Source organism: Ruegeria sp. CG3 (assembly GCF_056537205.1).
Window position 1 is genome coordinate 226,066 of record NZ_JBQFRC010000001.1, and the last position, 22,481, is coordinate 248,546.

Below are 22,481 nucleotides of genomic sequence, written 5' to 3' on the forward strand. Positions count from 1 at the left end.
TTTCGTCAAGCGTGTGCGAGGGGCTGACGGATCAGGCGATCTCGGCCAGTCGGGCCAGGGCCTCGTTGATGCGGGCCTCTTCCTCTTCGCGGGCGGCCAGGTTGGCCTTGGCCTCTTCCACCACCTCTTCCGGGGCCGAGGCCACGAATTTGGGGTTGTTGAGGCGCCCGCGCAGACCGCCCAGTTCCTTGGCCAGTTTGCCCTTGGCTTTTTCCAGCCGTTCCTTCTCGGCGCCGATGTCGATGATGTCGGCCAGCGGCAGGCCAAAGGACGCGCCGGGCGCCGCGATCGAGATCGTGCCCTTGGGCAGCGTGTCGGCCTTGGTCAGGCTGTCGATCCGGGCCAGCCGCTTGATCAGCGCCTCGTTCCGGTCCCAGGCGGCCTGGCCGTGGGCGTCGATCTCGGTCACCAGCATCGGCACGTACAGGCCCGCCGGAACGCGCATCTGGGCGCGGGCCGAGCGGGTGTTCTCGATCACCGAGATCACCCAGTTCATCTCGCGATCCGCGTCGGCATCGACCAGATCGTCGGCGGCATAGCTGGGCCAGTCGGCATGCACCAGCAACTTGGCACGGGTGCCGGTCAGGCCCCACAGCTCTTCGGTGATGAAGGGCATGATCGGATGCAGCAGGATCAGGCACTGGTCCAGAACCCAGCGCATGGTGGCGCGGGTCTCGGCCTGGGCCTCGGCATCGTCGCCCTGCAGCAGCGGTTTGGACAGTTCCACGTACCAGTCGCAGACCTTGCCCCAGACGAAGGCATAAAGCGCATTGGCCGCATCATTGAAGCGATAGCTCTCGAGCGCCGCGTCGACCTCTTCGCGCACGCGGGCGGTTTCGCCGATGATCCAGCGGTTCACGGCCGCCTTGGGCTGCAGGTCGGCCACGTCCAGTTGCGGGACGGCGTCGGAGAAGACCTCGTTCATCTCGGCAAAGCGGACGGCGTTCCACAGCTTGGTGCCAAAGTTGCGATAGCCGGTGATGCGCTCGCGCGACAGTTTCAGGACGCCGCCGATGGCCGCCATCGAGGCGTTGGTAAAGCGCAGCGCGTCTGCGCCGAACTCGTCCACGATTTCCAGCGGGTCGATGACGTTGCCGGTGGTCTTGGACATCTTCTTGCCCTTCTCGTCGCGGACGAGCTGGTGCAGATAGACGGTGTGGAACGGGATTTCGTTCACCACGGCCAGCTGCATCATCATCATCCGGGCGACCCAGAAGAACAGGATGTCGAACCCGGTGATCAGGACATCGGTGGGGAAGTAGCGCTGCAACTCCTCGGTCTGTTCGGGCCAGCCCAGCGTGCCGATGGGCCACAGGCCGGACGAGAACCAGGTGTCCAGCACATCCGGATCGCGCCAGACCGGATAAACCAGCTTGGTCGGATCGCGGTCGATGGCGTATTGCGCCAGGCTCTCGGCGAACCGGTGGATCGCCTCGTGCTTGTCGGCCACCTCGATCACCGTGGCGTGGCTGAGCGGGCTGGGAATGTCGGCATTGTCATCCAGGAATTTCCCGGTGACGTCTTCGAAGCTGGCGGCGCACTCCATGACCGCGCCCCGGTGCAGCATGCCGCCTTCGTTCAGCAGCCGGCCCAGTTCGACCAGGTCCAGCTCGCCGTCGTTTTCGTCATCCTTGAAATCCTCGGCCGACAGGTCCAGCCCGTACCAGACCGGAATCTGATGCCCCCACCACAGCTGGCGGCTGATGCACCAGGGTTCGATGTTCTCGAGCCAGTGGTAATAGGTCTTTTCGCCCGATTCCGGGATGATCTTGACCGTGCCGTCGCGCACCGCGTCCAGCGCGGGGCCCACGATCTTTGAGGTTTCGACGAACCACTGGTCGGTCAGCATCGGCTCGATCACCACCTTCGAGCGGTCGCCGAAGGGCTGCATGATCGGTTTGCTCTCGACCAGCGGCACCAGCGCGTCGGCGCCTTCGGCATCGTGTTTCAGCGCGGTCGATCCCAAGCGCGGATCATCCGCACGGGTCATCACGGCCAGGCCTTCGGCGGTGATTTCTTCGACCACCTTGGCGCGCGCCTCGAACCGGTCCAGGCCGCGCAGATGGTCGGGCACCAGGTTGATCGCGTCGATCTCGTTCTGGGTGAATTCGCGCCCGCGGGCATATTCCTGGGCCTTGGCGGCTTCGTCCGCATAGGGCGCGCCGTCGGCCCGCATGTGGCCGCGCGTGTCCATCAGGCGGTACATCGGGATCTTGCCGCGCTTGGCCACCTGATAGTCGTTGAAGTCATGCGCGCCGGTGATCTTCACCGCGCCAGAGCCGAAATTCGGGTCGGGGTATTCGTCGGTGATGATCGGGATCTGGCGGCGGTGCTCTTTCGGGCCCACCGGGATTTCGCACAGCTTGCCGACGATGGGCGCATAGCGTTCGTCCGACGGGTGCACGGCAACCGCGCCGTCGCCCAGCATGGTCTCGGGTCGGGTCGTGGCGATCGAGATGTAGTCGCGCTCTTCCTCGAGCACGATGTTCCCGTCCTCGTCCTTTTCGACATAGGTGTAGGTCTCGCCCCCGGCCAGCGGGTACTTGAAGTGCCACATATGGCCGGCGACCTCGATATTCTCGACCTCGAGGTCCGAGATCGCGGTCTCGAAATGCGGGTCCCAGTTGACCAGCCGCTTGCCGCGGTAGATCAGGCCCTTGTCGTACATGTCGACAAAGACCTTGATGACCGCGTCATGGAAGTTGGGGCTGTTTTCGTGGCCCGTGCGCGGGTCGCCGGCCGCACCGGCCATGGTGAAGGCGTTGCGCGACCAGTCGCACGAGGAGCCGAGGCGTTTCAGCTGCTCGATGATGGTGCCGCCGTATTCGCCCTTCCACTCCCAGACCTTGGCCAGAAACTCCTCGCGCGCGTAGTCGGTGCGCTTCTTGCCTTCCTCGGCCATCAGCTTCTTTTCGACCTGCATCTGGGTGGCGATGCCGGCATGGTCCTGGCCGGGCTGCCACAACGTGTCGAACCCGCGCATCCGGTGCCAGCGGGTCAGAATGTCCTGCAGGGTGTTGTTGAACGCGTGGCCCACATGCAGCGCGCCGGTCACGTTCGGCGGCGGGATCATGATGCAAAAGCTTTCGTCGCGCGACTTGTTCGCGCCTGCCTTGAAGGCTCCGGCCTCTTCCCAGGCCTTGTAGATCCGGGCCTCGGCCTCGGCCGCGTTGAATGTCTTGTCCATCGCCATCGGGTGCGTCCTGCGTCATCGATCTTGGGTCAGCGCCTGCAATAGCGAATGGCGGCGGGAAGGGAAAGGGCCAAGCACCTCGCGCACTGGACATCCGCCGCATCAAGGCTAGGGTCGCGGTCGGAGGCAGTGAAAGGGGCGCGTCATGGAAAAGTTCGGCAAGAGCCAACCGGTCACCCGGACCGAGGATCAGCGGTTCCTGACCGGGCAGGGGCGCTACATGGACGAAACGGTGCCACCCGGCGCGCTGCACGCGGTGTTCTTTCGCAGCCCGGTGGCGCATGGCGACATCACCGGGCTGGACCCCGACGCCGCCCGCGCCGCGCCCGGCGTGCGGCTGGTGCTGACCATCGATGACTTGATCGCCGCCGGAATCGACCCGGTGCTGAGCGCCACGATCCTTGTCAACCGCGACGGCAGCCGTGCCGCCAATCCCCCGCGCCACATGCTGGCCCGCGACCGGGTGCGCTTCGTCGGCGAGCCGGTGGCGATGGTCGTGGCTGATACGCCCGCACAGGCCCGCGACGCCGCCGAGCTGATCTGGATGGATACCGCCGACCGCCCCGCCAAGCTGGACCTTGCGCCGGGCGGTGAGCCGCTGCACCCCGAGGCCCCCGACAACCGCGCCTTTGACTGGGCGGTGGGCGACGAGGCCGCGACCCAGGCCGCCTTTGACGCCGCCGCCCATGTCGTGTCGCTGCAGGTGGCCGACAACCGGGTGATCGTGAACTCGATCGAGCCGCGCGGCTGCAATGCGGTCTGGTCCGACGGGCGGCTGCATTTCAGCTATGGCGGGCAGGGTGTCTGGGGGATGAAGGCGCAGCTGGCCGACAAGCTGCGGCTGGACCCTCAGGCGGTCCATGTCACCACGCCAGACGTCGGCGGCGGGTTCGGCATGAAGGCGATGCCGTATCCCGAGTATTTCTCGGTCGCGGTGGCGGCGATGCAACTGGGCCAGCCCGTGCACTGGATGTCGGACCGGACCGAGGCGATGTTGTCCGACCACCACGGGCGCGACCTGACCTCGCTGGCCGAGCTGGCCTTTGACGAGGATCTTCGCATCACCGCCTACCGGGTCCACAGCCGCTGCAACCTGGGCGCCTACAACAGCCATTTCGGTCAGGCGATCCAGACCAACCTGTTCAAATGCGTGCTGCCCGGCGTCTATGACGTGCAGAAAACCTATCTGCGGGTCGAGGGGTTTTATACCAACACCACTCAGGTCGATGCCTATCGCGGTGCCGGCCGACCCGAGGCGATCTATGTGCTGGAACGCGCGATGGACCGCGCCGCGCGGGAACTGGGCGTCGACCCGTGGGAACTGCGCCGCCGCAACTTCATCCGGCCCGACGCCTTTCCCTATGTCTCGGCGACCGGTGAAACCTATGACGTGGGCGATTTCGGAATGGTCCTGTCCCGCGCCGCCGAACAGACCGCCGGTTTCGCCGCGCGCAAGGCCACCGACGCCGAACGCGGCCTGATCCGGGGACAGGGGCTTTGTTACTATATCGAAAGCATTCTGGGTGACCCTTCCGAAGGCGCAAAAGTCGAACTCTGTCAGGACGGAACCGTGAACCTGTATGTCGGGACGCAATCGAACGGGCAGGGGCATGAAACGGTCTATGCCCAGTTCCTGTCGGATCAGACGGGAATTCCAACCTACCGGATCCGGGTCGTGCAGGGTGACAGCGACCGCATGGCGCAGGGCGGTGGAACCGGCGGGTCGCGCTCGGTCACGGTGCAAAGCGCGGCGACGCTGGTCACGATTGACCAGATGATTGCCGCATTCACGCCCTATCTGGCGGATAAAATGGGGGTCGAGGAAAGTGATGTGACCTTCGACCATGAAACCTTTCGCGCGCCGGGGTCGAACCTGACGCCCACGCTGATCGAAGCGGCCGAGATGGCCCGCGCGGATGGCCGCACCGACCTGCTGCAGCACGAGGCCCGCACGCGGCTCGAGGCGCGCAGCTATCCCAACGGCGCCCATGTTGCCGAGATCGTGATCGACCCGGAAACCGGCACGACGACGGTCGACCGCTATACGGTCGTCGATGATTTCGGCAATCTCATCAACCCCATGCTGGCCGAAGGGCAGGTGCATGGCGGGGTGGCCCAGGGCATCGGCCAGGCGCTGTGCGAGCACGTGGTGCATGATGGTGAGGGGCAGTTGCTCACGGCAACGTTCATGGATTACGCCTTGCCGCGCGCCGCTGACATACCCATGATTAGGTTTACCTCGGCGCCGGTTCCGTCAACGGCCAACCCCATGGGAATGAAAGGTTGCGGCGAGGCAGGCACCGTTGGCGCATTGGCCGCGGTTGCAAATGCGGTGCAGGATGCGCTCTGGGATCATGGAGTGCGGCAGGCGGACATGCCGTTCACTCCGGTCAAGGTTTGGGAATTGTTGTCGAATGGTACTGTCGCGGTTCGGTAAGAAGATACTTGGATGGCTCGGCCGCCCCCTGCGGTCCGAGCATTCTGCCGAAACGCGCCACCGCGAACCCATCAGTCATGTCATCATCCTGGACGGAACGATGTCGACCCTGGAGCCCGGCTTCGAAACCCATGCCGGCCAGACCTTTCGATTGTGCTGTGAAATGGGCAATCAGGTCTCGGTCTTCTATGAAGCGGGCGTGCAATGGGAGAGCTGGAAATCCACGCTGGACGTGATGATGGGGCGGGGGATCAATCGCCAGATCCGCAGGGCCTACGGCTATCTTGCCTCGCGGTACAAGCCCGGCGATCGGATCTACTTCATCGGCTATTCCCGCGGCGCCTATGGTGTGCGCAGCCTTGCCGGCGTCATCGATATGATCGGTCTGTTGCAGGCCGAGCATGCGACCGAGCGCAACATCAAGCAGGCCTACCGGCATTATGAGTGCAACCCGGGCGGGCAGGCCGCGCAAGACTTTCGCCGGAATTTCTGCCACGACGGCGTCGAAGTTGAGATGATCGGCGTCTGGGACACGGTCAAGGCATTGGGACTGCGCCTGCCGTTGCTGTGGCGCATGGCCGAAGAGCGGCATTCATTTCACAGCCACCACCTTGGGCCGTCCACCCGCCACGGGTATCACGCGCTGGCGCTGGATGAAACGCGAGAGGTCTTCACGCCGGTCCTTTGGGCGACAGCACCGGATTTCCGCGGTCACTGCGAACAGGTCTGGTTCCGCGGCACACATGGTGACGTCGGGGGGCAACTCAGCGGGTTCGAGCCCGCGCGACCGCTGGCCAATATTTCGCTGGTGTGGATGCTCGACAAGGCCGAGTTGCATGGTCTGCCGCTGCCTGAAGACTGGCGCAACCGCTTTCCCACTGATCCCCATGCACCGTCGGTCGGGACGTGGCGGGGGTGGGGCAAGATCTTCCTGCTGCGCAAGCATCGCACCGTAGGTCAGGACCCGTCCGAACGCCTGCATGTCTCGGTTTCGCCCGACGAACTGCCCAAATGGGTGCACCTGCCGGCAGGGCCGCATTCGCACCCGGCGCAGTAACGGTCAGTCAAACGTCGCCGGGCTGGGTGACTTGCCGTTCGCTTGAAACGCATCGTGGATGTCTTTTTCCAGATTGCGTGTCAGGGACAGGTCCGGCAACGCATCCGGGGCAAAAAACGCCGCTTCGCTGGTTTCGGGGCCCGGTATCGGGGTGGCGGCATCGAAAGGGCTACACAGGAAGAACAGTTTGTAGAAATCCCGTGGATCTGCCGGGTAGGGATGCCGTGCCTTGTGGCGTACGGCATAGAGTGTCTGCGCCGCGACACGCAGACCGGCTTCCTCCAAGACTTCGCGTTCGATGTTCTCCGACGGAGAGCTGCCGATATCGGCAAAACCGCCAGGCATCGCCCACAACCCGTCGCTGCGTTCCCGTACCAGCAGGATACCGCCGTTGCGAATTACGGCGGCGCGGATGTCGATGCTGGGTGTTGCGTATCCGCCCGAGTGGGCAGGCATCGCCATTTCGATCTGTGACAAAGGCACCCGACCCAGATCGGCCAGCATCGCGCGGGCCATTCCGGCGATCTCGTCATAGCGTTCGCGGTCGAACGGATCGGTGGTGAAATGCTGGCCGGTTTCGGCCAGCGCCAAAAGCCGTTTGGCCCGGGCCAGCCAGGTATCCTCCATCGCTGTCGGATCCTGGGGCATGGGCCTCAACGACGCCGGTCGCGGCGCGAGCTCATGGGTTGGAAGGCGACGCCCACATGCGCCTCGCAATAGGGTTTGCCCGGCTCGGCCGGCAGACCGCAGAACCAGAAATCATCCGTGGCCGGATCGCCCACGGGCCATTTGCAGGTCTTTTCGGTCAGTTCCATCAGGGTCAGCTTCTTGGCCTTCTTCTCGACCTCGTTGACCTTGGCCAGTGCCTCGGGGCTGATCTCATTGGCCGAGGGCTGCGGCGGCAGCGGCTGGCCGGCCGGAATGATCTGGCGGCGCGGCGGCGTGGCCGGCTTTGCCTCGGCGGCCGGCGCGGCTGCTGCAGGGCGAGCCGGTTCGGTCTTGGGGGCGGGTTTGGGCTTGGCCTCGGCCTTGGGTGCGGGGGCCGGTTTTTCCTTGGGCTCGGCCTTGGCCGGTGCGGCGCCGGCGGTCCGGTTCGACAGGCCCAGGCGATGGACCTTGCCGATCACCGCATTGCGGGTGACCCCGCCCAGTTCCTTGGCGATCTGGCTGGCCGACTGGCCTTCGCCCCACATTTTCTTGAGCAGTTCAACGCGCTCGTCTGTCCAGGACATGGGTAGCCTTTCAAAAGCGGGAAAGCGGCCTCGGTCACGGGCCGCCTTCGGAATTCGTCTCAGCGCCCTATTCTAATCACTGCGGGCCGAGTTACAAGCGGTCATCGAATCAGATTGGGGGCAGGAATGCAGAATCTCGCGGATCAGGACATGCGCCGTTTCGGAGCGGTCAACTGGATGGGGTTGTGGACACTGGCCCAGCGCGAAACCCTGCGCTTCCTGGCGGTCTGGACGCAGACCCTGCTGGCGCCTCTGGTCACAGCGGGGCTGTTCCTGCTGATCTTCAGCATTGCCGTCGGCCCGGGGCGACCGGATGTCATGGGCGTGCCCTTCCTGACATTCCTGGCGCCCGGGATCATGATGATGACGGTGATTCAGAACGCCTTTGCCAACACTTCGTCCTCGATGGTGATCTCGAAAGTGCAGGGCAACATCGTCGATACCCTGATGCCGCCGCTGTCCCCGCTCGAGATCTTGCTGGGCTATCTGGCGGGCGGCATAGCACGGGGTGTGCTGATCGCGTTGATGCTGGCCGCTGCGCTGGCGCTTGGCTTGGGGTTGATGCCGCAGCATCCCGCGCTGGCCTTGGTTTTCGTCATTCTTGGGGGTGCGTTCATGGGCGCGCTGGGCCTGCTGGCAGGGGTTTTCGCCAACAAGTTCGATCAGATGGCCGCCATTACCAACTTCATCGTCACCCCTTTGGCGTTTCTGTCTGGCACCTTCTACTCGGTCGACGCGTTGCCGCCGTTGCTGAACAGGATCAGCCACGTGAACCCCGTTTTCTACCTGATCGACGGATTGCGATACGGCATGATCGGCGTGTCGGACAGCAACCCGATGTTGGGGATGGCCGTCTGTTTGCTGTCCACCCTGCTGATCTGCGCCGTCATCTGGCAAATGCTGCGGACCGGTTACCGTTTGAAGGCCTAGGCAGCTTCGGACAACGAACCGGGCTGTAGAGGCACGCGTGGGCGTCCCAGCCGCGGATGCAGTCGCGCGGCCACGGACCAGGCGCCCAGCAGTGCAAACCCACCTGCTGCAAAAACACCAGCCACCGGTGTCGCCAGCAACACCAAGGCGGCAACGCCCGGTGTCAGAATTCCCGAAACGTCGCGATAGCTGGAATAGATTGCGGACATCTCTGTCCGCTCGGACGGCTTCACCGCCATCAGGAATGGCAGACCGGCACAAATGTCCAGCACGATCAACCAGATTGACCCCATGACCAGTGCGACGACCGATGCCACCGGCCAGCCCGAGAGAATTGCAGCCAACAGAAAACATGTGGCGCAGGCGGCAAAGCCCGTTCGTACGGCGCTGCGCAGAGACCGGTTCTGGACCCAGCGCAGAATCAGGGGGGCAGCAAACAGCATGGCGTTCGTGGCTGACAAAAGCGTGCCGCCCAATTGCTCACCCAACCCGTTTTCGATGGCGAAAATCGGAAGGTAGACCACATAGATCCACCAGCCACAGGACCGGATCATGGCAAACAGATACCCGGCCACCAGCCGTGGTTGGGCAAAGAACCGTGGTAGAAAAGACAGCGGATTTTTCGTTGCCCTCCTGGCCTTGGTAATCAGTTTGCCGTTGCCCAGACGCATGGCCCAGAACATGATCAGCATCCCGGTGGCGGCGGTCGCGCTGATGATGAAAGGGGCCGGCGCCCATAATTCCATCAGCATCACGCCTGCCATCGGCCCCGCTGTCCAACCCAGCGCGCTGTAGAACATCCGGCTTGTTTCGCAGCGGCCGAGCTCGATCTTGCTGATGTAGTCCAAAACGTAGGCGTTGAAGCAGATAAAGGTCACCACCGCGGCCACGGTGTTCAGCGCAAGCGCCCCGATCACGGCCTCGGGGCTGCCGTCGATGGCCAGCAGAGCGCCGGTGATGAACATAACGCAGCCCGCTGTGTAGGCCCATCGCCGCGGGACATAACGGATCAGGAACGGTACCATCAGTCCGGCCAATAGCGAAACGAGGCCGACCAGAAAGTAAACGAGCGAGACGGACCCGGCGTCGCCCATGGCCCGGTACATCACCAAGGGGAATACGGAAATCAGGATGCCTCGAACGACGGCCTCGAACCCGGCAAGTATTCCGAACTTGCGAACGGAGGGCGCGGGCGCATGACGGACCCATTCCGGGATTCGGCGTTCGTGCATCGGGCAATCTCTCTAACCAACCGCATTCAGGGTGCGTCATGCGGTGTCGGTTTCATGAGAGTTTGCGACATCGGGGTCGCCTGCGGACAAGGCCGTAGAAAAAAATTTTAGCGGCGTCTGGCTCGGGCCTCGCGCCAGACAAGGATCAGCGCTCCGGTCAGAATGACCCCTGAGCCCAGCAGACTGACCCAATCCGGAACGACCCGGAACACCGCAAAGTCATAAAGCGCGGCGAATATCAGCGTTGCATAGCTGATCGGTGCTACGAACGAGGCATCTGCCCGGGCCATTCCATTGACGAAGCAGGCCTGCGCGCAAGCCATCAGAAAGCCAATGCCGGCCAAAGCCGCCCACTGAGCGGGCGATGGTGGCTGCCAGACGGTTGCGACCGCGATGCTGGCAATCGTCAAGCCCATGGCATTGTTGATGAGCAGGATCTGGATGGGACTCTCTCGACCGGACAGCTTTTTGATGAAGATCAGTTCCATCCCGATCACTGCCGCCGCCGCCAAGGCCAGCAGGGCCGCGGGTTGAAAGCTGTCGGGGGTCGGGCGCAGCAGGATGATCGCCCCCGTCAAAGCCACCGCCGCCGCCAGCCAGCGCCAAGGCCCAACGGTCTCTTTCAGCAGAGGAATGGCCAGAACCATCGCGAAAACAGGGTTCAGAAACGATATCGCCGTGGCATCGGCAATGGGGATATAGGCGACCGACGCGAACATCAGGGTAATGCCAGTCCACCCGAAACTGGTGCGTCCGATATGCAGGCCCCAATGTGGACGCCGTAGTTGGGGACGCAGAACGCCAACCGCTGCCACGATGACCACAAATGCGAACAGGAACCGGCCATGGCTGATCTGCATCGGGTGCAGGGGCGGGCCCAGTGTCTCGGTGCCCAGAGCTTTGGCCAGCAATGTCGTGCCCGCGATGAAAGCGCTGGCGCAGAAGATAAGTAAGGCTGCCAGAGCAGGGTTGTGGGCTTGTGGTGAGAACATGGGCCATCGGTGCGCCAGCGTAAGAGAAATGACAAGCCCGAATTGCAAGGCGCCCGACCCGCGCCAGCAAAAAATCCATGGGCGGTTGCATTTTGCCTTTCCACACTGGGCTGACCCCGCTATACGGGCGCCCATGATCAAACTCGTGCATATCCTGCCGCTCCGACGTCGACGCATCATTGCGTAACCGGCCCGTTTGATCCTGCGCGCGCGAACCAAATCCGCGCATCTCTCACCAAATCTGTTGACGAACCCGGTCTCAGTGTTTCAGTCACTGGGTTCAAGTTTTCCAAAAAGGATGATCCGATGATCCCGTCCGTTCTGCCGACCTACAATCGTGCTCCGCTGACCTTCGTGAAGGGCGAAGGCGCCTGGCTGACCGAGGCGGACGGCCGACGTTTCCTTGATCTGGGCGCGGGGATCGCGGTGAATGCGCTGGGCCATGCACACCCGGCACTGGTCGGCGCCTTGACCGAGCAGGCGCACGCGCTGTGGCACGTGTCGAACCTGTACCATATTCCGCAGCAGCAGGCGCTGGCCGACAAGCTGGTGGATCTGACCTTTGCCGACACGGTGTTCTTCACCAATTCGGGCACCGAGTCCTGCGAATTGGCGGTCAAGATGGCCCGCAAATACTTCTACGATCAGGGGCAACCCGAGCGGGTAGAGATCATCACGTTTGATGGGTCTTTCCATGGGCGTTCTTCAGCGGGCATCGCCGCTGCCGGGTCCGAGAAAATGACCAAGGGGTTCGGCCCGCTGCTGCCGGGGTTCGTGCATGTCGCCTTCGGCGATCTGGACGGTGTGACCAACGCGATCAGCGACAAGACCGCCGCGATCATGATCGAGCCGATCCAGGGCGAGGGCGGCATCCGCCCCGTCCCCGATGTCGAACTCAAGGCCCTGCGCCAGATCTGCGACGACAACGGCTTGCTGCTGATCCTCGACGAGGTGCAGTGCGGCGTCGGCCGGACCGGGAAACTCTTTGCCCATGAATGGGCAGGCATCACGCCCGACATCATGATGGCGGCCAAGGGTATCGGTGGCGGCTTCCCGTTAGGTGCGGTGCTGGCTACCGAAGCGGCCGCCAGCGGCATGACCGCGGGCACCCATGGGTCGACCTATGGCGGCAACCCGCTGGGCTGCGCGGTGGGCTGCGCGGTTCTGGACCACGTGGCAACCCCGGCCTTCCTGGACGGCGTCAACCGAAAGGCGGGTCTGCTACGCCAAAAGCTCGAGGGCCTAGTCGCCGATCACCCCGACGTGTTCGAAGAGGTCCGCGGATCCGGCCTGATGCTGGGCCTGAAATGCAAAGCGCCCAACACCGATGTTGTCGCGGCCGGTTATGACAACGAAGTCATCACCGTGCCCGCGGCCGACAACGTGATCCGCCTGCTGCCGCCGCTGACCCTGACCGAGGATGATATTGCCCAGGCCCAGATACGCCTCGAGAAAGCCGCCCGGCAGGTTCAAGGCCAACTCGCCTCGGCCTGACGCCCCCTATTCCCGAATACGCCGGGGGCGGTGCCCCCCGGCAACCGACAGTGAAAAAGCGAACCGACATGAACCATTTCCTTGATATCCACAAAACCGACGCCGCCGCGCTGCGGTCGATGATCGACCAGGCCGGCGCGATGAAGCAGGCCCGGTTGGGCCGTCCCAAGGCCGCGCCCGACGACGAACAGCCGCTGGCCGGCCGCATGGTGGCGCTGATCTTCGAAAAGCCCTCGACCCGGACCCGCGTGTCATTCGATGTGGGCGTGCGCCAGATGGGCGGTCAGACCATGGTGCTGTCAGGCAAGGACATGCAGCTGGGCCATGGCGAAACCATCGCCGACACCGCCCGCGTGCTGTCGCGCTATGTCGACATGATCATGATCCGCACCTTCGACGAAACCATCCTGACCGAGATGGCCGAATACTCGGACGTGCCCGTGATCAACGGCCTGACCGACCGCACCCATCCCTGCCAGATCATGGCCGACGTGCTGACCTATGAAGAACACCGCGGCCCCATCGCCGGGAAAAAGGTGGTCTGGACGGGGGACGGCAACAATGTCTGCGCCTCGTTCCTGCACGCGGCGGGCCAGTTCGGGTTTGACCTGACCTTCACCGGCCCCTCCCAGTTCGACCCCGAGGAAGAGTTCATGGGTTTCGCCCGCCAGAAGGGCTCGAAGATCGTGATCGAGCGCGATCCGTACAAGGCCGTCGAAGGCGCCGATCTGGTTGTGGCCGACACCTGGGTTTCAATGCACGATTCCCAATCCGCGAAGGAACGTCGGCACAACCTGCTGCGGCCCTATCAGGTCAACGCAGAACTCATGTCCCATGCCAAGCCCGACGCCCTGTTCATGCACTGCCTGCCCGCCCACCGCGAAGAGGAAGCGACCTCGGAGGTGATGGACGGGCCGAACTCGGTGATCTTCGACGAGGCCGAAAACCGCCTGCACGCGCAGAAGGCTGTGATGCGCTGGTGTTTGGGCGTCTGAAGCCCCCTCAGACATTCAATGGGAGCCGCGGGTTCTCTTTCAATCCCGGAGGCTCCCATGCCGCACGTCGTCTTGGAATTTTCAACTGGGCTTGAGCGATCGCATGATTTTCAAGCCATATGCGAAGAACTCTATACGGTCCTCGCCACGCATCAGGAGTTTGACGCACCAACGCTGAAAATTCGCGCGATGCCGATCCCGTATTCCTTCATCGGGACTGAGCCGCAGACCTTCATCCATGCCTCACTGTTGCTGATGCAGGGACGGGATGAACGGACGCGAGCCGAGCTGAACGCGATCATTCTGGATGTTCTGACCGCCGCTGCGCCAACGGTCGGCAGCATCACGGTGCGGGATGTAGAGATGAACCGCGCCACCTATGCCAAGCGCCTGGCGACCTGACGTGCGCCCGTCGCCTAACCTCGCGGTTTAACGTCCCAGACCTGCAGTCTGATCAACGCCCCGAAGCAGGCGAACAATACAAGTCCGCACAATGTGGCCTTGGTGACGGTTTCCATTGCGCCCTCGATCAGCAGGGCATGAACGACGGTGCCCAGGATGGTCACAAGCGCAAGACTGGCATGGGCCAACCGCCAAAGGCGGAACCGCCATCCCAGCCGGCTGCGCAGCGCGGCCAGCGCCGCGGCAACGAACGCTGCCCACATGGCCGCCACGCCCCAGGCCGAGAACGGGGTGGGGGACCGGAACAGAAGGGCATCCACCACGTCCGGGGGGCTGGTGATCCACAACCCGCCCACATGCAGGCCAAGCATGACGATCAGGGTGCACCCGACCCAGCGGTGCGCCATTCGGCTGTTCATCGTGGTCAGCCCCGGCAACATGCGCGCGGCCAGCATCGGCTGCACCAGCAGCAATCCCAACCCAATGATCCCGGCAAAGCCTGCAGCGATATAGATCGGGCTGCGCCAGGCCAGATACGGGCTGAACCCCGCCACCACCACAGGCACCGACATGGCCGCGATCAGCGCCAGCCAGACCGCAAGGACGCCCGGGCGTGGCACCTGGTTCAGACCGGTTGCAGAACGAAATGCGCGGCGAGAGTCTTGTCGCGCGCACTGGACATGATCGGGCGCAGGAAGACGGTCTCGAATTCGCCGCTGTCATAGGCCAGATGTCCGTGCGGCTGACCAAAGGCCGGCACGATCTGTGGCATCTCCAGCCGGAATTCTCCGTTCGCATCTGTCAGGGTGGCACCGTGGCTCTGCGGGTCGCGCTCGTGGCCTTCGGTCGTGTGCGCCCAGATCTGGATGCGCAGACCGGGTAAGGGCGCGCCGTCGCCGGCCCGCCGTACTGTGCCGGTCATCCAGAAGCCGCCGCCGCCGATCCTGTCGACGATCGGCGCGCCCGGGCGATAGTTGTTCGATCCGCCTCGCATCGACGGGGTCGGCGCCAGCCCATTGGCCCGCGCAGGCAGAATCAGGCCGTTGCCGGCCGTGGCAACCAACGCCGTGCCGGCCACCAACATGGTTCTTCGGTTCAGTGAATCTCCGGGCATCGAAACCTCTCCTGTGCTGACCCGGCAGCTGTTCCAACCGCCACACTGGAAGGATAGCACGATCACGGCTCATTCCGAGCGATCCGGGAAAAATCCGGCCAACCAGCGGACGAAAGCGCGTGGAATGGACCGAGGCGGCAATAATCTTTGACGCCTGTGCCATTCGGGTGCGATCCTTTTCCTTGCGTCACCAAGGGGGAAACCGATGACCGATGCCAACCTGCTGACCAAGGATGAAATCGATGCCTTCCGCCGCGATGGCGCGGTGGTGTTGCGCCAGAAATTCAGCGCGGACTGGCTGGAGTTGCTGCGCGCGGGCATCGACGCCGATCTGCAAACCCCGACCGAGAACTTCACCCGCCACACCAAGGACCCGGATGCGCCGGCCTATCTTGAGGATTACTGGGCCTGGAGCAAGATCCCCCAGTTCGAGAACTTCGTCCTCAACTCGCCCTGCGCGCCAATCGCTTCCGAGTTGCTGGGCGCCGCGCCGATCAATCTGGTGATGGACAACTGGTTCCTGCGCGAGGCCGGATCGACCTCGCGCCCGCCATTCCATCAGGACCTGTCCTATTTCGACTTCGAAGGCTCGATGTGCGTGCTGTGGCTGCCGCTTGAACCGGTCGGCAAGGACAACGGGATCGCCTTCGTGCGCGGCTCGCACCTGTGGGACAAGCTGTTCATGCGGGTGCGTTTTGCCGACGGGCACCCCAGCTATGAGCCCACGCAGGTTGCAGGCCGCACCTATCACCCGCCGCCGGACGTGAATGCCGACCCCGGCGCCTATGACCTGCTGCAATGGGATATGGAGTTGGGCGACTGCATCTATTTCGACATGCGCACGCTGCACGGGGGGCTGTCCTCGGTCACACCCACGGAAACCGTGCGCCGGTTCACCCTGCGCATGACCGGGCCGGACGGGGTTATCCGGTATCGCGGCGATTGGGCCAAGGAGGAGCGGGCGCAGTTTGAAGCCGCCGGCTATGCCGAGGGCGACCGGATCGCCGGCCCGTTCTTTCCACAACTCTGGCCCCGCGCACAGGGCTGATCCGGGGTGCAGCCTGTCTGTGCGCAGATGCACTTTGTCCGCTGGTATTTTGCGCTAGATTGGCAAGGGTGAACATCCCGCCGCACCGGATTGGAGGCCGACATGAGCTGGAACCCCACCCACAGCCCCGAATGCGTCAGCGAAGGTTCGGCGCTTGAAACCCTGATCATCCCGCGCGCCCGCGATCTGGGCGGGTTCGAGGTGCGCCGCGCGCTGCCCTCGGTCAAGCGTCAGTTGGTAGGGCCCTTCATCTTCTTCGACCAGATGGGACCGGCCGAGTTCATCACCGATGGCGGCATCGACGTACGCCCGCATCCGCATATCGGGCTGGGCACGGTCACCTACCTGTACCAGGGCGAATTTGAACATCGCGACAGCCTCGGCACACATCAGATGATCTATCCCGGCGAGGTCAACTGGATGGTCGCGGGCCGCGGCGTCACCCATTCCGAACGCACCAGCGCCGAAACCCGCGCCAAGCGGCACAGCCTGTTCGGCATCCAGACCTGGATCGCGTTGCCCGAGGCGCACGAAGACATGGCCCCCGATTTCGAACACCACAAGCAGGGTGCGTTGCCGCATATTCAGGATGCCGGTGTCAGCGCCCGGCTGATCCTCGGCTCGGCCTATGGGGAAACCAGCCCGGTCACGATGCTGTCGGAAACCTTCTATCTGGACGTGCAACTGGACCCCGGCGCCGCCTTCCCGTTGCCCGACGATCACGAGGATCGGGGCGTCTACGTCACTCAGGGCTCGGTCGAGATCGCAGGTGACCGGTTTGAGGAAGGCCGCATGATGGTCTTCCGCCCGGGTGACCGCCTGTCGGTGACCGCCGGGCCGGCGGGTGCGCGGCTGATGCTGCTGGGCGGGGCCACCATGAATGAGGATCGGTATATCTGGTGGAACTTCGTCTCGTCTTCGAAGGACAAGATCGAAACCGCGATCCGCGAATGGAAATCCGCCGATTGGGCCAACGGCGCCTTCCACCTGCCGCCGGGGGACGAAGACGATTTCATTCCGATCACTCCCGAACTGGAACGCACCAAACCCCGGCGCGCGCGCTGAACGTCACGTCAGCGCTCGCCCGGCTTGCCTGCCCGAGGGATCCCGGCGATCCTTGGCGGCAAACGGGAAGGGGGCGGCATGAAACTGGTGATCGCGGGCGCGGGTAGCATCGGATGCTATTGCGGGGGGCTGTTGGCCGATGCCGGGCATGACGTTACGCTGCTGGGCCGGGCGCGGGTGCTGGATCCGATCCGGCAGAACGAGCTGACCGTGACTGACTATTCCGGCATGCGCAAAACGATCCCCGCCGACCGTCTGACCCTGTCCGATGACCCGGCCTGCCTGTCCGACGCCGATCTGGTTCTGGTCACGGTAAAAACCGGCGCCACCGCCGAGATGGCCCGCCTGATCGCCGCGCACACCCCGGCTGCGGCCCCGGTCATTTCGTTGCAGAACGGGATGGAAAACGCCCGCACCCTGCACACCGCGCTGCCCGGGCGGGACGTGCGCGCCGGGATGGTGCCGTTCAACGTTGTGCCTGCCGGTCCGGCCACCTGGCATCGCGCGACATCCGGCGACATCGTGATCCAGTCCGGCCCTGGCGCGCTGGCCCGCCGCCTGTCCTCGTCCGATCTGCCCGTCACCGAAACCGATGGGATCGAGGCGGTGCAATGGGGCAAGCTGGTCATCAACCTCAACAACGCGCTGAACGCGCTGTCGGGCCTGACCCTGCGCGAACAGCTCTTGAACCGCGACTGGCGCCGTCTGATGGCCGACCAGATGGCCGAGGCGCTGGCGGTTCTGGCCGCCTCCGGGCGCCCCGTGGCCTCGACCACGCCGCTGCCGGCCTGGATGACGCCGCATGTCCTGCGCCTGCCCACACCGCTGTTTTCGCGCATCGCGGCGCGGATGCTGACGATCGACCCCGCCGCGCGCACCTCGATGGCCTATGATCTGGATGCCGGTCGTCCGACCGAAATCGACAGCCTGCAGGGCGAGATCATTCGCCTGGGCCGTGAAACCGGCACGCCGACTCCGATCTGCGACCGGGTGGCCGGGCTGATCACGCGGGGCGAGACGGGTCCGCTGACTGCCGATCAGATCCGGGCAGGGCTGAGCGGTGCCGGCGGTTAGATCCGCAACAGCAGCTTTTTCAGCTCTGGTTCATGGACGCGTTCAGACGCCTCTTGCGGCGAGACCCACTCGCGGGTGCGTTCGTGCATTTCTGGAAATTCATCGGCCAGGTCGGTGACCCGCAGCCGATAGACCGTGGTGCAGACCGGATCGATCACGCCACTTTTGCGGACCTTGCCGTAGCAGTAGCTGCCGACCGGCTCTGGATCGACCTCGGCGTTGCGCACGCCGGCCTCTTCCCAGGCCTCCTGCGCGGCGGCTTCGGCCCCGTTCAGCCCGTCAATCGGCCAGCCCTTGGGGATGATCCACCGCCCGGTGTCGCGGCTGGTGACCAGCAGCACTTGCGTATCAGGGCCATCGCCACGGGTACACAGCGCCGCGAACTGCACCAGGCGCGGACGCTGAAACAGGGGTTTCACAACCCCCTCCCATAATTTGTGCAGCCATGTCATTGCGGGTGCCTGCCGTTTTTTTGTTGTTCTGCCTTCCAGACGGCGAGAGATATCAATCTGACAGGCGGTATTCAAGCACCCCTGCGTTTGGCCCGCAGGGTCGGGTCGGCCTGGGTCGGGTCCTCGGGCCAGGGGTGCTTGGGGTATTGCGCGCGCATGTCCTTTCGCACATCGGCATAGGACCCGGCCCAGAACCCCGGCAGGTCGCGGGTGATCTGGATCGGGCGTTGCGCGGGGGACAGAAGGGTGATCTTCATCGGCTCGCCGCCCACAATAGGGTGCTGGGTGACCCCGAACATCTCCTGCAGGCGAACTGCGATTTCGGGCACCGCCTTGCCATAGTCGATTGGAACCTTGCGCCCCAGCGGCGTGACGAAGGCCGGGGGCGCGCGGCGGTCCAGTTCCTGCGTCTGGTCCCAACTCAGCCGCGCCTGAAGAGCGGGCAGCAGGTCGAACCGCTTCCAATCCTCGGCACTGCGCACGCCGGTCAGCATCGACAGCAGCCAGTCCTCAAGCGTGTCCATCAGCCCGTTTTCCGAAAAGTCCGGCAGGTCGACGCCCGCCGCCCGCACCAGCTCGACCCGCGCGGCCAATCGCGCGGCCTTGCCCTCGAGCCGCAGGCCCAGATCGCGCACGCCGTCCAGCATCGCGCGGGCCACGGACTCGTCGGGCACGTCCTTCCAGATGCGGTCATCCAGCACCAGCGCCCCGAACCGTTCCTGCCGCCGGGCCACCACCCGGCGGTCCCGTTTCGACCAAGCGCAGCTCTCGACCCATTCGATCTGGTCGGCGAACAACGCGCGGATCTCGGCCTCGGTGATCTGCGCGGCCATGCGCAGCCGGGCCTCGCGCGGGTTGCCGTCCGTGTCGATGGCCACCAGATACGGGGCCGCGGCCAGCGGATCGCCGGGGTCCATCACCACACCCTTGCCGCCCGACAGCACATAGCGTGGCGCGTCGCCCTTGCGCCGCTGGCCGACCCGGTCGGGATAGGCCAGTGCGGCCATCGCCGCCGGGCTCAGCGGGTCGCCTTCGGTCTTGATCTGGCCGCGTAGCCGTTTCGCCTCGGACCGGATCCGGTCCAGAACGCCGGGATTGGCGGGCCAGACCCGGTTTCGCTGATAGGCGCGCGGATCGCGCAGCGCCTCGAGCCGCAGCGACAGGTCCACCGGTGCGCCCTTCAACGGGTCGCGCTCGGCCATCAGCGCGGCAAGCGGGGCGGCCTGCGCGCCTGCCGTGACCAGCATGTGCCCCAGCCGCGGATGCAGCGGCAGACCAGCCAGTGCGCGGCCATGGTCGGTGATCCGGCCCTTGCTGTCCAGCGCGCTCAGCATCCGCAGCAGCGCGCGTGCCTCGGCCAGCGCCCCCTCGGGCGGTGGTGTCAGAAAGGCCAGATCCTGCGGCTCGGCCCCCCACAGGGCCAGTTCCAGCGCAAGACCGGTCAGGTCGGCGGCTTCGATTTCGGCGGGCGGAAAGGCGGGCAGGGCGCCTTCCTCACCCTTCGACCACAGGCGATAGCACAGCCCTTCGGCCACGCGGCCCGCGCGGCCCGCGCGTTGGGTCGCCTCGGCGCGGGTGACGCGCTCGGTCACCAGCCGCGACATGCCCGAGCCCGGATCGAACCGCGCGCGGCGGGCCTGGCCCATGTCTACCACCACCCGGATGTCCGGAATGGTCAGCGAGGTCTCGGCGATCGAGGTGGCCAGCACCACCTTGCGCCCGGTCTCGGCCGGCGCAAGGGCGGCGCGCTGGGCGGCAAAGGGCAGGGCGCCGAACAATGGCCGGATCGCGCAATCGCCGGGCAGCCGCCCGGCCAGCGCGGCCTCGGTCCGGCGGATCTCGCCCTCGCCAGGCAGGAACACCAAAATACCGCCGCCGGTGGCGCGGGTCTCGCGCTCGGCCTGCACCACCAGATCGACCAACGCGTCCAGCCGCCGCGCCTGCGGGCCCAGAGGGCGGTCCAGCCAGCGGGTCTGAACCGGAAAACTGCGCCCCTCGGATGTCACCAGCGGTGCGTCCATCAACCGGGCCACCGGATCGGCATCCAGCGTGGCTGACATTGCCAGCAGGATCAGATCGTCGCGCAGCGCACCGGCGACCTCTAGGCACAGGGCCAGCCCCAGATCGGCGTTCAAAGAGCGTTCGTGGAATTCGTCGAAGATCACCGCCCCAACGCCGGGCAGGTCGGGTTCGGATTGCAGCATCCGGGTCAGGATGCCTTCGGTCACCACCTCGATCCGGGTGGCTTTCGACACTTTCGCCTCGCCCCGCACGCGATAGCCGACGGTCTGGCCCGCGCGTTCGCCCAGTGTCTCGGCCATGCGTTCGGCGGCGGCGCGGGCGGCCAGCCGCCGCGGCTCCAGCATCACGATGCGTCCGTCGCACAAGCCGGCGTCGCGCATCGCGAGCGGCACGCGCGTGGTCTTGCCGGCGCCGGGCGGAGCCTGCAGCACGGCACGGCCACGCGTGCGCAGCGCTGCGATCAGGTCGGGCAGGGCATCGTCGATCGGTAGGCGGGTCATGCCGCCTTATCGCCAAAGCCTCGGCCAAGGTCCAGAACGCCTGCGTCAAATCCCGCGCGCGGCGGTACTGGACAAACCCGGCACATCCCCGTCATCTAAGGCAGATTTCGACGAAGGACCCCGCCCATGACCACAGCCGAGCTTGCCGACAGGATCCTCAAGGGCGACCGCCGGGCGCTGGCCCGCGCGATCACCCTTGTCGAAAGCACCCGCGCCGATCACCGCGCCCAGACAGCGCAGCTGCTCGAGGCGCTGTCGGGCGCCGGGCAGCAGGCGCTGCGCATCGGCCTGTCGGGAACGCCGGGGGTGGGCAAGTCCACCTTCATCGAAAGTTTCGGCATGATGCTGATCGGGCAGGGACTGCGGGTCGCGGTTCTGGCGGTCGATCCCAGCTCGGCCCGGTCGGGCGGCTCGATCCTGGGCGACAAGACCCGGATGGAACGCCTCAGCCGCGAGCCGAACGCCTTCATCCGCCCGTCGCCCAGCCAGAGCCATCTGGGCGGCGTCGCCCGCCGCACGCGCGAGGCAATCGCCCTGTGCGAGGCGGCCGGGTTCGACGTGGTGCTGATTGAAACGGTGGGCGTGGGTCAGTCGGAAACTGTGGTGTCGGAAATGTCCGACCTGTTCCTGCTGCTGCTGGCCCCGGCTGGCGGGGATGAATTGCAGGGCGTCAAGCGCGGCATCATGGAGATGGCCGACATGATCCTTGTGAACAAGGCCGACGGCGACCTGAAAGCCACCGCCACCCGAACCTGCGCCGACTATGCCGGGGCGCTGCGCCTACTGCGCAAACGCCCGCAGGACCCCGAGGGCTTTCCCAAGGCGATGACCGTTTCAGCGGTCGAGGAACAGGGCTTGGACCAGGCCTGGGCCGAAATGCAGGCCTTGGCCGATTGGCGCAAACAGAATGGCCATTGGGACGCCAACCGCGCCGAACAGGCCCGCTACTGGTTCGACCAGGAGGTGCGCCATGCGCTGCTCGCCAAGCTGGAGACCCCGCAGGCCCGATCCGAGATGGACCGGCTGGGCGCCGAGGTCGGGTCGGGGCGGCTCAGCCCCTCGGTGGCGGCCGAGCGGATGCTGAGGACTCTTGCATCCGGGTAACACCAATGCCCGCGCGGACAGGAAAACTTGGCGCAACGCCCAAGAGTTCTGTAGCCTGAGTGCAGGTGAAATCCTTGGTCTTGGCGCCCAGCACATAGAAAAACCAGAGCGCAGCTGACTTGCCGTGACCAAGCGGAG

General features: G+C 65.0%; 19 protein-coding genes. 10 read left to right on the forward strand and 9 right to left on the reverse strand.

Going from position 1 to position 22,481, the window contains the following annotated elements:
* Window positions 1–31 precede the first annotated feature (31 nt).
* The gene (locus ACR0NB_RS01070; protein ID WP_480774724.1) at window positions 32–3,193 is read right to left on the reverse strand and encodes a valine--tRNA ligase; all 3,162 of its coding nucleotides are present in this window, start codon (window positions 3,191–3,193) and stop codon (window positions 32–34) included.
* A 145-nt stretch (window positions 3,194–3,338) separates the two neighbouring features.
* On the opposite strand from ACR0NB_RS01070, the gene ACR0NB_RS01075 reads away from it, so the two are divergent.
* Both ACR0NB_RS01075 and ACR0NB_RS01080 read left to right on the forward strand, forming a co-directional pair.
* Window positions 3,339–5,630 carry a xanthine dehydrogenase family protein molybdopterin-binding subunit gene (locus ACR0NB_RS01075; RefSeq protein ID WP_480774725.1) on the forward strand — a complete coding sequence of 764 codons (2,292 nt, stop codon included), beginning with the start codon at window positions 3,339–3,341 and terminating at the stop codon, window positions 5,628–5,630.
* On the forward strand, window positions 5,608–6,687 hold the full coding sequence (locus ACR0NB_RS01080; protein WP_480774726.1) for a DUF2235 domain-containing protein: 1,080 nt from the start codon (window positions 5,608–5,610) through the stop codon (window positions 6,685–6,687). The genes ACR0NB_RS01075 and ACR0NB_RS01080 overlap by 23 nt, the downstream gene beginning before the upstream one ends.
* A 3-nt stretch (window positions 6,688–6,690) precedes the next feature.
* On the opposite strand, the gene ACR0NB_RS01085 is transcribed toward ACR0NB_RS01080, so the two are convergent.
* Together ACR0NB_RS01085 and ACR0NB_RS01090 are read right to left on the reverse strand one after the other, a co-directional pair.
* Window positions 6,691–7,335, reverse strand: a complete 645-nt coding sequence (locus ACR0NB_RS01085; RefSeq protein WP_480774727.1) for an NUDIX hydrolase — start codon at window positions 7,333–7,335, stop codon at window positions 6,691–6,693.
* 5 nt (window positions 7,336–7,340) lie between these two features.
* Window positions 7,341–7,919, reverse strand: coding sequence for a GcrA family cell cycle regulator (locus tag ACR0NB_RS01090; protein WP_005977688.1), 579 nt, complete (start codon window positions 7,917–7,919; stop codon window positions 7,341–7,343).
* A 126-nt stretch (window positions 7,920–8,045) separates the two neighbouring features.
* On the opposite strand from ACR0NB_RS01090, the gene ACR0NB_RS01095 reads away from it, so the two are divergent.
* The gene (locus ACR0NB_RS01095) at window positions 8,046–8,849 is read left to right on the forward strand and encodes an ABC transporter permease (protein ID WP_480774728.1); all 804 of its coding nucleotides are present in this window, start codon (window positions 8,046–8,048) and stop codon (window positions 8,847–8,849) included.
* Here ACR0NB_RS01095 and ACR0NB_RS01100 read toward each other — a convergent pair.
* Both ACR0NB_RS01100 and ACR0NB_RS01105 read right to left on the reverse strand, forming a co-directional pair.
* Entirely contained in the window at window positions 8,846–10,081 is a 1,236-nt protein-coding gene (locus ACR0NB_RS01100) for an MFS transporter (protein ID WP_480774729.1), read from the reverse strand. The genes ACR0NB_RS01095 and ACR0NB_RS01100 overlap by 4 nt on opposite strands.
* A gap of 107 nt (window positions 10,082–10,188) precedes the next feature.
* Window positions 10,189–11,073 (reverse strand): DMT family transporter, encoded by an 885-nt coding sequence (locus ACR0NB_RS01105; RefSeq protein WP_480720594.1) that lies wholly within the window; start codon window positions 11,071–11,073, stop codon window positions 10,189–10,191.
* Window positions 11,074–11,379: 306 nt separating this feature from the next.
* On the opposite strand from ACR0NB_RS01105, the gene ACR0NB_RS01110 reads away from it, so the two are divergent.
* The 3 genes from ACR0NB_RS01110 (at window position 11,380) to ACR0NB_RS01120 (ending at window position 13,964) form a co-directional block, all read left to right on the forward strand.
* Window positions 11,380–12,567 carry an aspartate aminotransferase family protein gene (locus tag ACR0NB_RS01110; protein WP_170417642.1) on the forward strand — a complete coding sequence of 396 codons (1,188 nt, stop codon included), beginning with the start codon at window positions 11,380–11,382 and terminating at the stop codon, window positions 12,565–12,567.
* 68 nt (window positions 12,568–12,635) lie between these two features.
* Window positions 12,636–13,562 (forward strand): ornithine carbamoyltransferase, encoded by a 927-nt coding sequence (gene argF, locus ACR0NB_RS01115; RefSeq protein WP_480774730.1) that lies wholly within the window; start codon window positions 12,636–12,638, stop codon window positions 13,560–13,562.
* 57 nt (window positions 13,563–13,619) lie between these two features.
* Window positions 13,620–13,964, forward strand: a complete 345-nt coding sequence (locus ACR0NB_RS01120; RefSeq protein WP_480774731.1) for a 5-carboxymethyl-2-hydroxymuconate Delta-isomerase — start codon at window positions 13,620–13,622, stop codon at window positions 13,962–13,964.
* Between the two features lie 14 nt (window positions 13,965–13,978).
* Here the strand turns inward: ACR0NB_RS01120 and ACR0NB_RS01125 are convergent, their stop codons facing one another.
* Entirely contained in the window at window positions 13,979–14,584 is a 606-nt protein-coding gene (locus ACR0NB_RS01125) for a ferric reductase-like transmembrane domain-containing protein (protein ID WP_480774732.1), read from the reverse strand.
* Window positions 14,585–14,589: 5 nt separating this feature from the next.
* Window positions 14,590–15,078, reverse strand: a complete 489-nt coding sequence (locus tag ACR0NB_RS01130) for a twin-arginine translocation pathway signal (RefSeq protein WP_480774733.1) — start codon at window positions 15,076–15,078, stop codon at window positions 14,590–14,592.
* A gap of 205 nt (window positions 15,079–15,283) precedes the next feature.
* Here ACR0NB_RS01130 and ACR0NB_RS01135 point away from each other — a divergent pair, with 205 nt between their 5' ends.
* The 3 genes from ACR0NB_RS01135 to ACR0NB_RS01145 all read left to right on the forward strand — a co-directional run bounded on the left by ACR0NB_RS01135 (window position 15,284) and on the right by ACR0NB_RS01145 (window position 18,265).
* A complete protein-coding gene (locus ACR0NB_RS01135; protein WP_480774734.1) occupies window positions 15,284–16,126 on the forward strand; it encodes a phytanoyl-CoA dioxygenase family protein in 843 nt (280 codons plus the stop codon).
* Between the two features lie 102 nt (window positions 16,127–16,228).
* Window positions 16,229–17,191, forward strand: coding sequence for a pirin family protein (locus ACR0NB_RS01140; protein WP_480774735.1), 963 nt, complete (start codon window positions 16,229–16,231; stop codon window positions 17,189–17,191).
* A 78-nt stretch (window positions 17,192–17,269) separates the two neighbouring features.
* Window positions 17,270–18,265 carry a 2-dehydropantoate 2-reductase gene (locus tag ACR0NB_RS01145; RefSeq protein WP_480774736.1) on the forward strand — a complete coding sequence of 332 codons (996 nt, stop codon included), beginning with the start codon at window positions 17,270–17,272 and terminating at the stop codon, window positions 18,263–18,265.
* Here the strand turns inward: ACR0NB_RS01145 and ACR0NB_RS01150 are convergent.
* Both ACR0NB_RS01150 and hrpB read right to left on the reverse strand, forming a co-directional pair.
* Window positions 18,262–18,717 carry an NUDIX hydrolase gene (locus ACR0NB_RS01150; protein WP_480774737.1) on the reverse strand — a complete coding sequence of 152 codons (456 nt, stop codon included), beginning with the start codon at window positions 18,715–18,717 and terminating at the stop codon, window positions 18,262–18,264. The two genes, ACR0NB_RS01145 and ACR0NB_RS01150, sit on opposite strands and share 4 nt — an antisense overlap.
* Before the next feature lie 71 nt (window positions 18,718–18,788).
* A complete protein-coding gene (gene hrpB, locus ACR0NB_RS01155; protein WP_480774738.1) occupies window positions 18,789–21,239 on the reverse strand; it encodes an ATP-dependent helicase HrpB in 2,451 nt (816 codons plus the stop codon).
* Window positions 21,240–21,365: 126 nt separating this feature from the next.
* Between hrpB and meaB the strand changes: the two genes are divergently transcribed.
* Window positions 21,366–22,343 carry a methylmalonyl Co-A mutase-associated GTPase MeaB gene (meaB, locus tag ACR0NB_RS01160; RefSeq protein WP_480774739.1) on the forward strand — a complete coding sequence of 326 codons (978 nt, stop codon included), beginning with the start codon at window positions 21,366–21,368 and terminating at the stop codon, window positions 22,341–22,343.
* Window positions 22,344–22,481 lie beyond the last annotated feature (138 nt).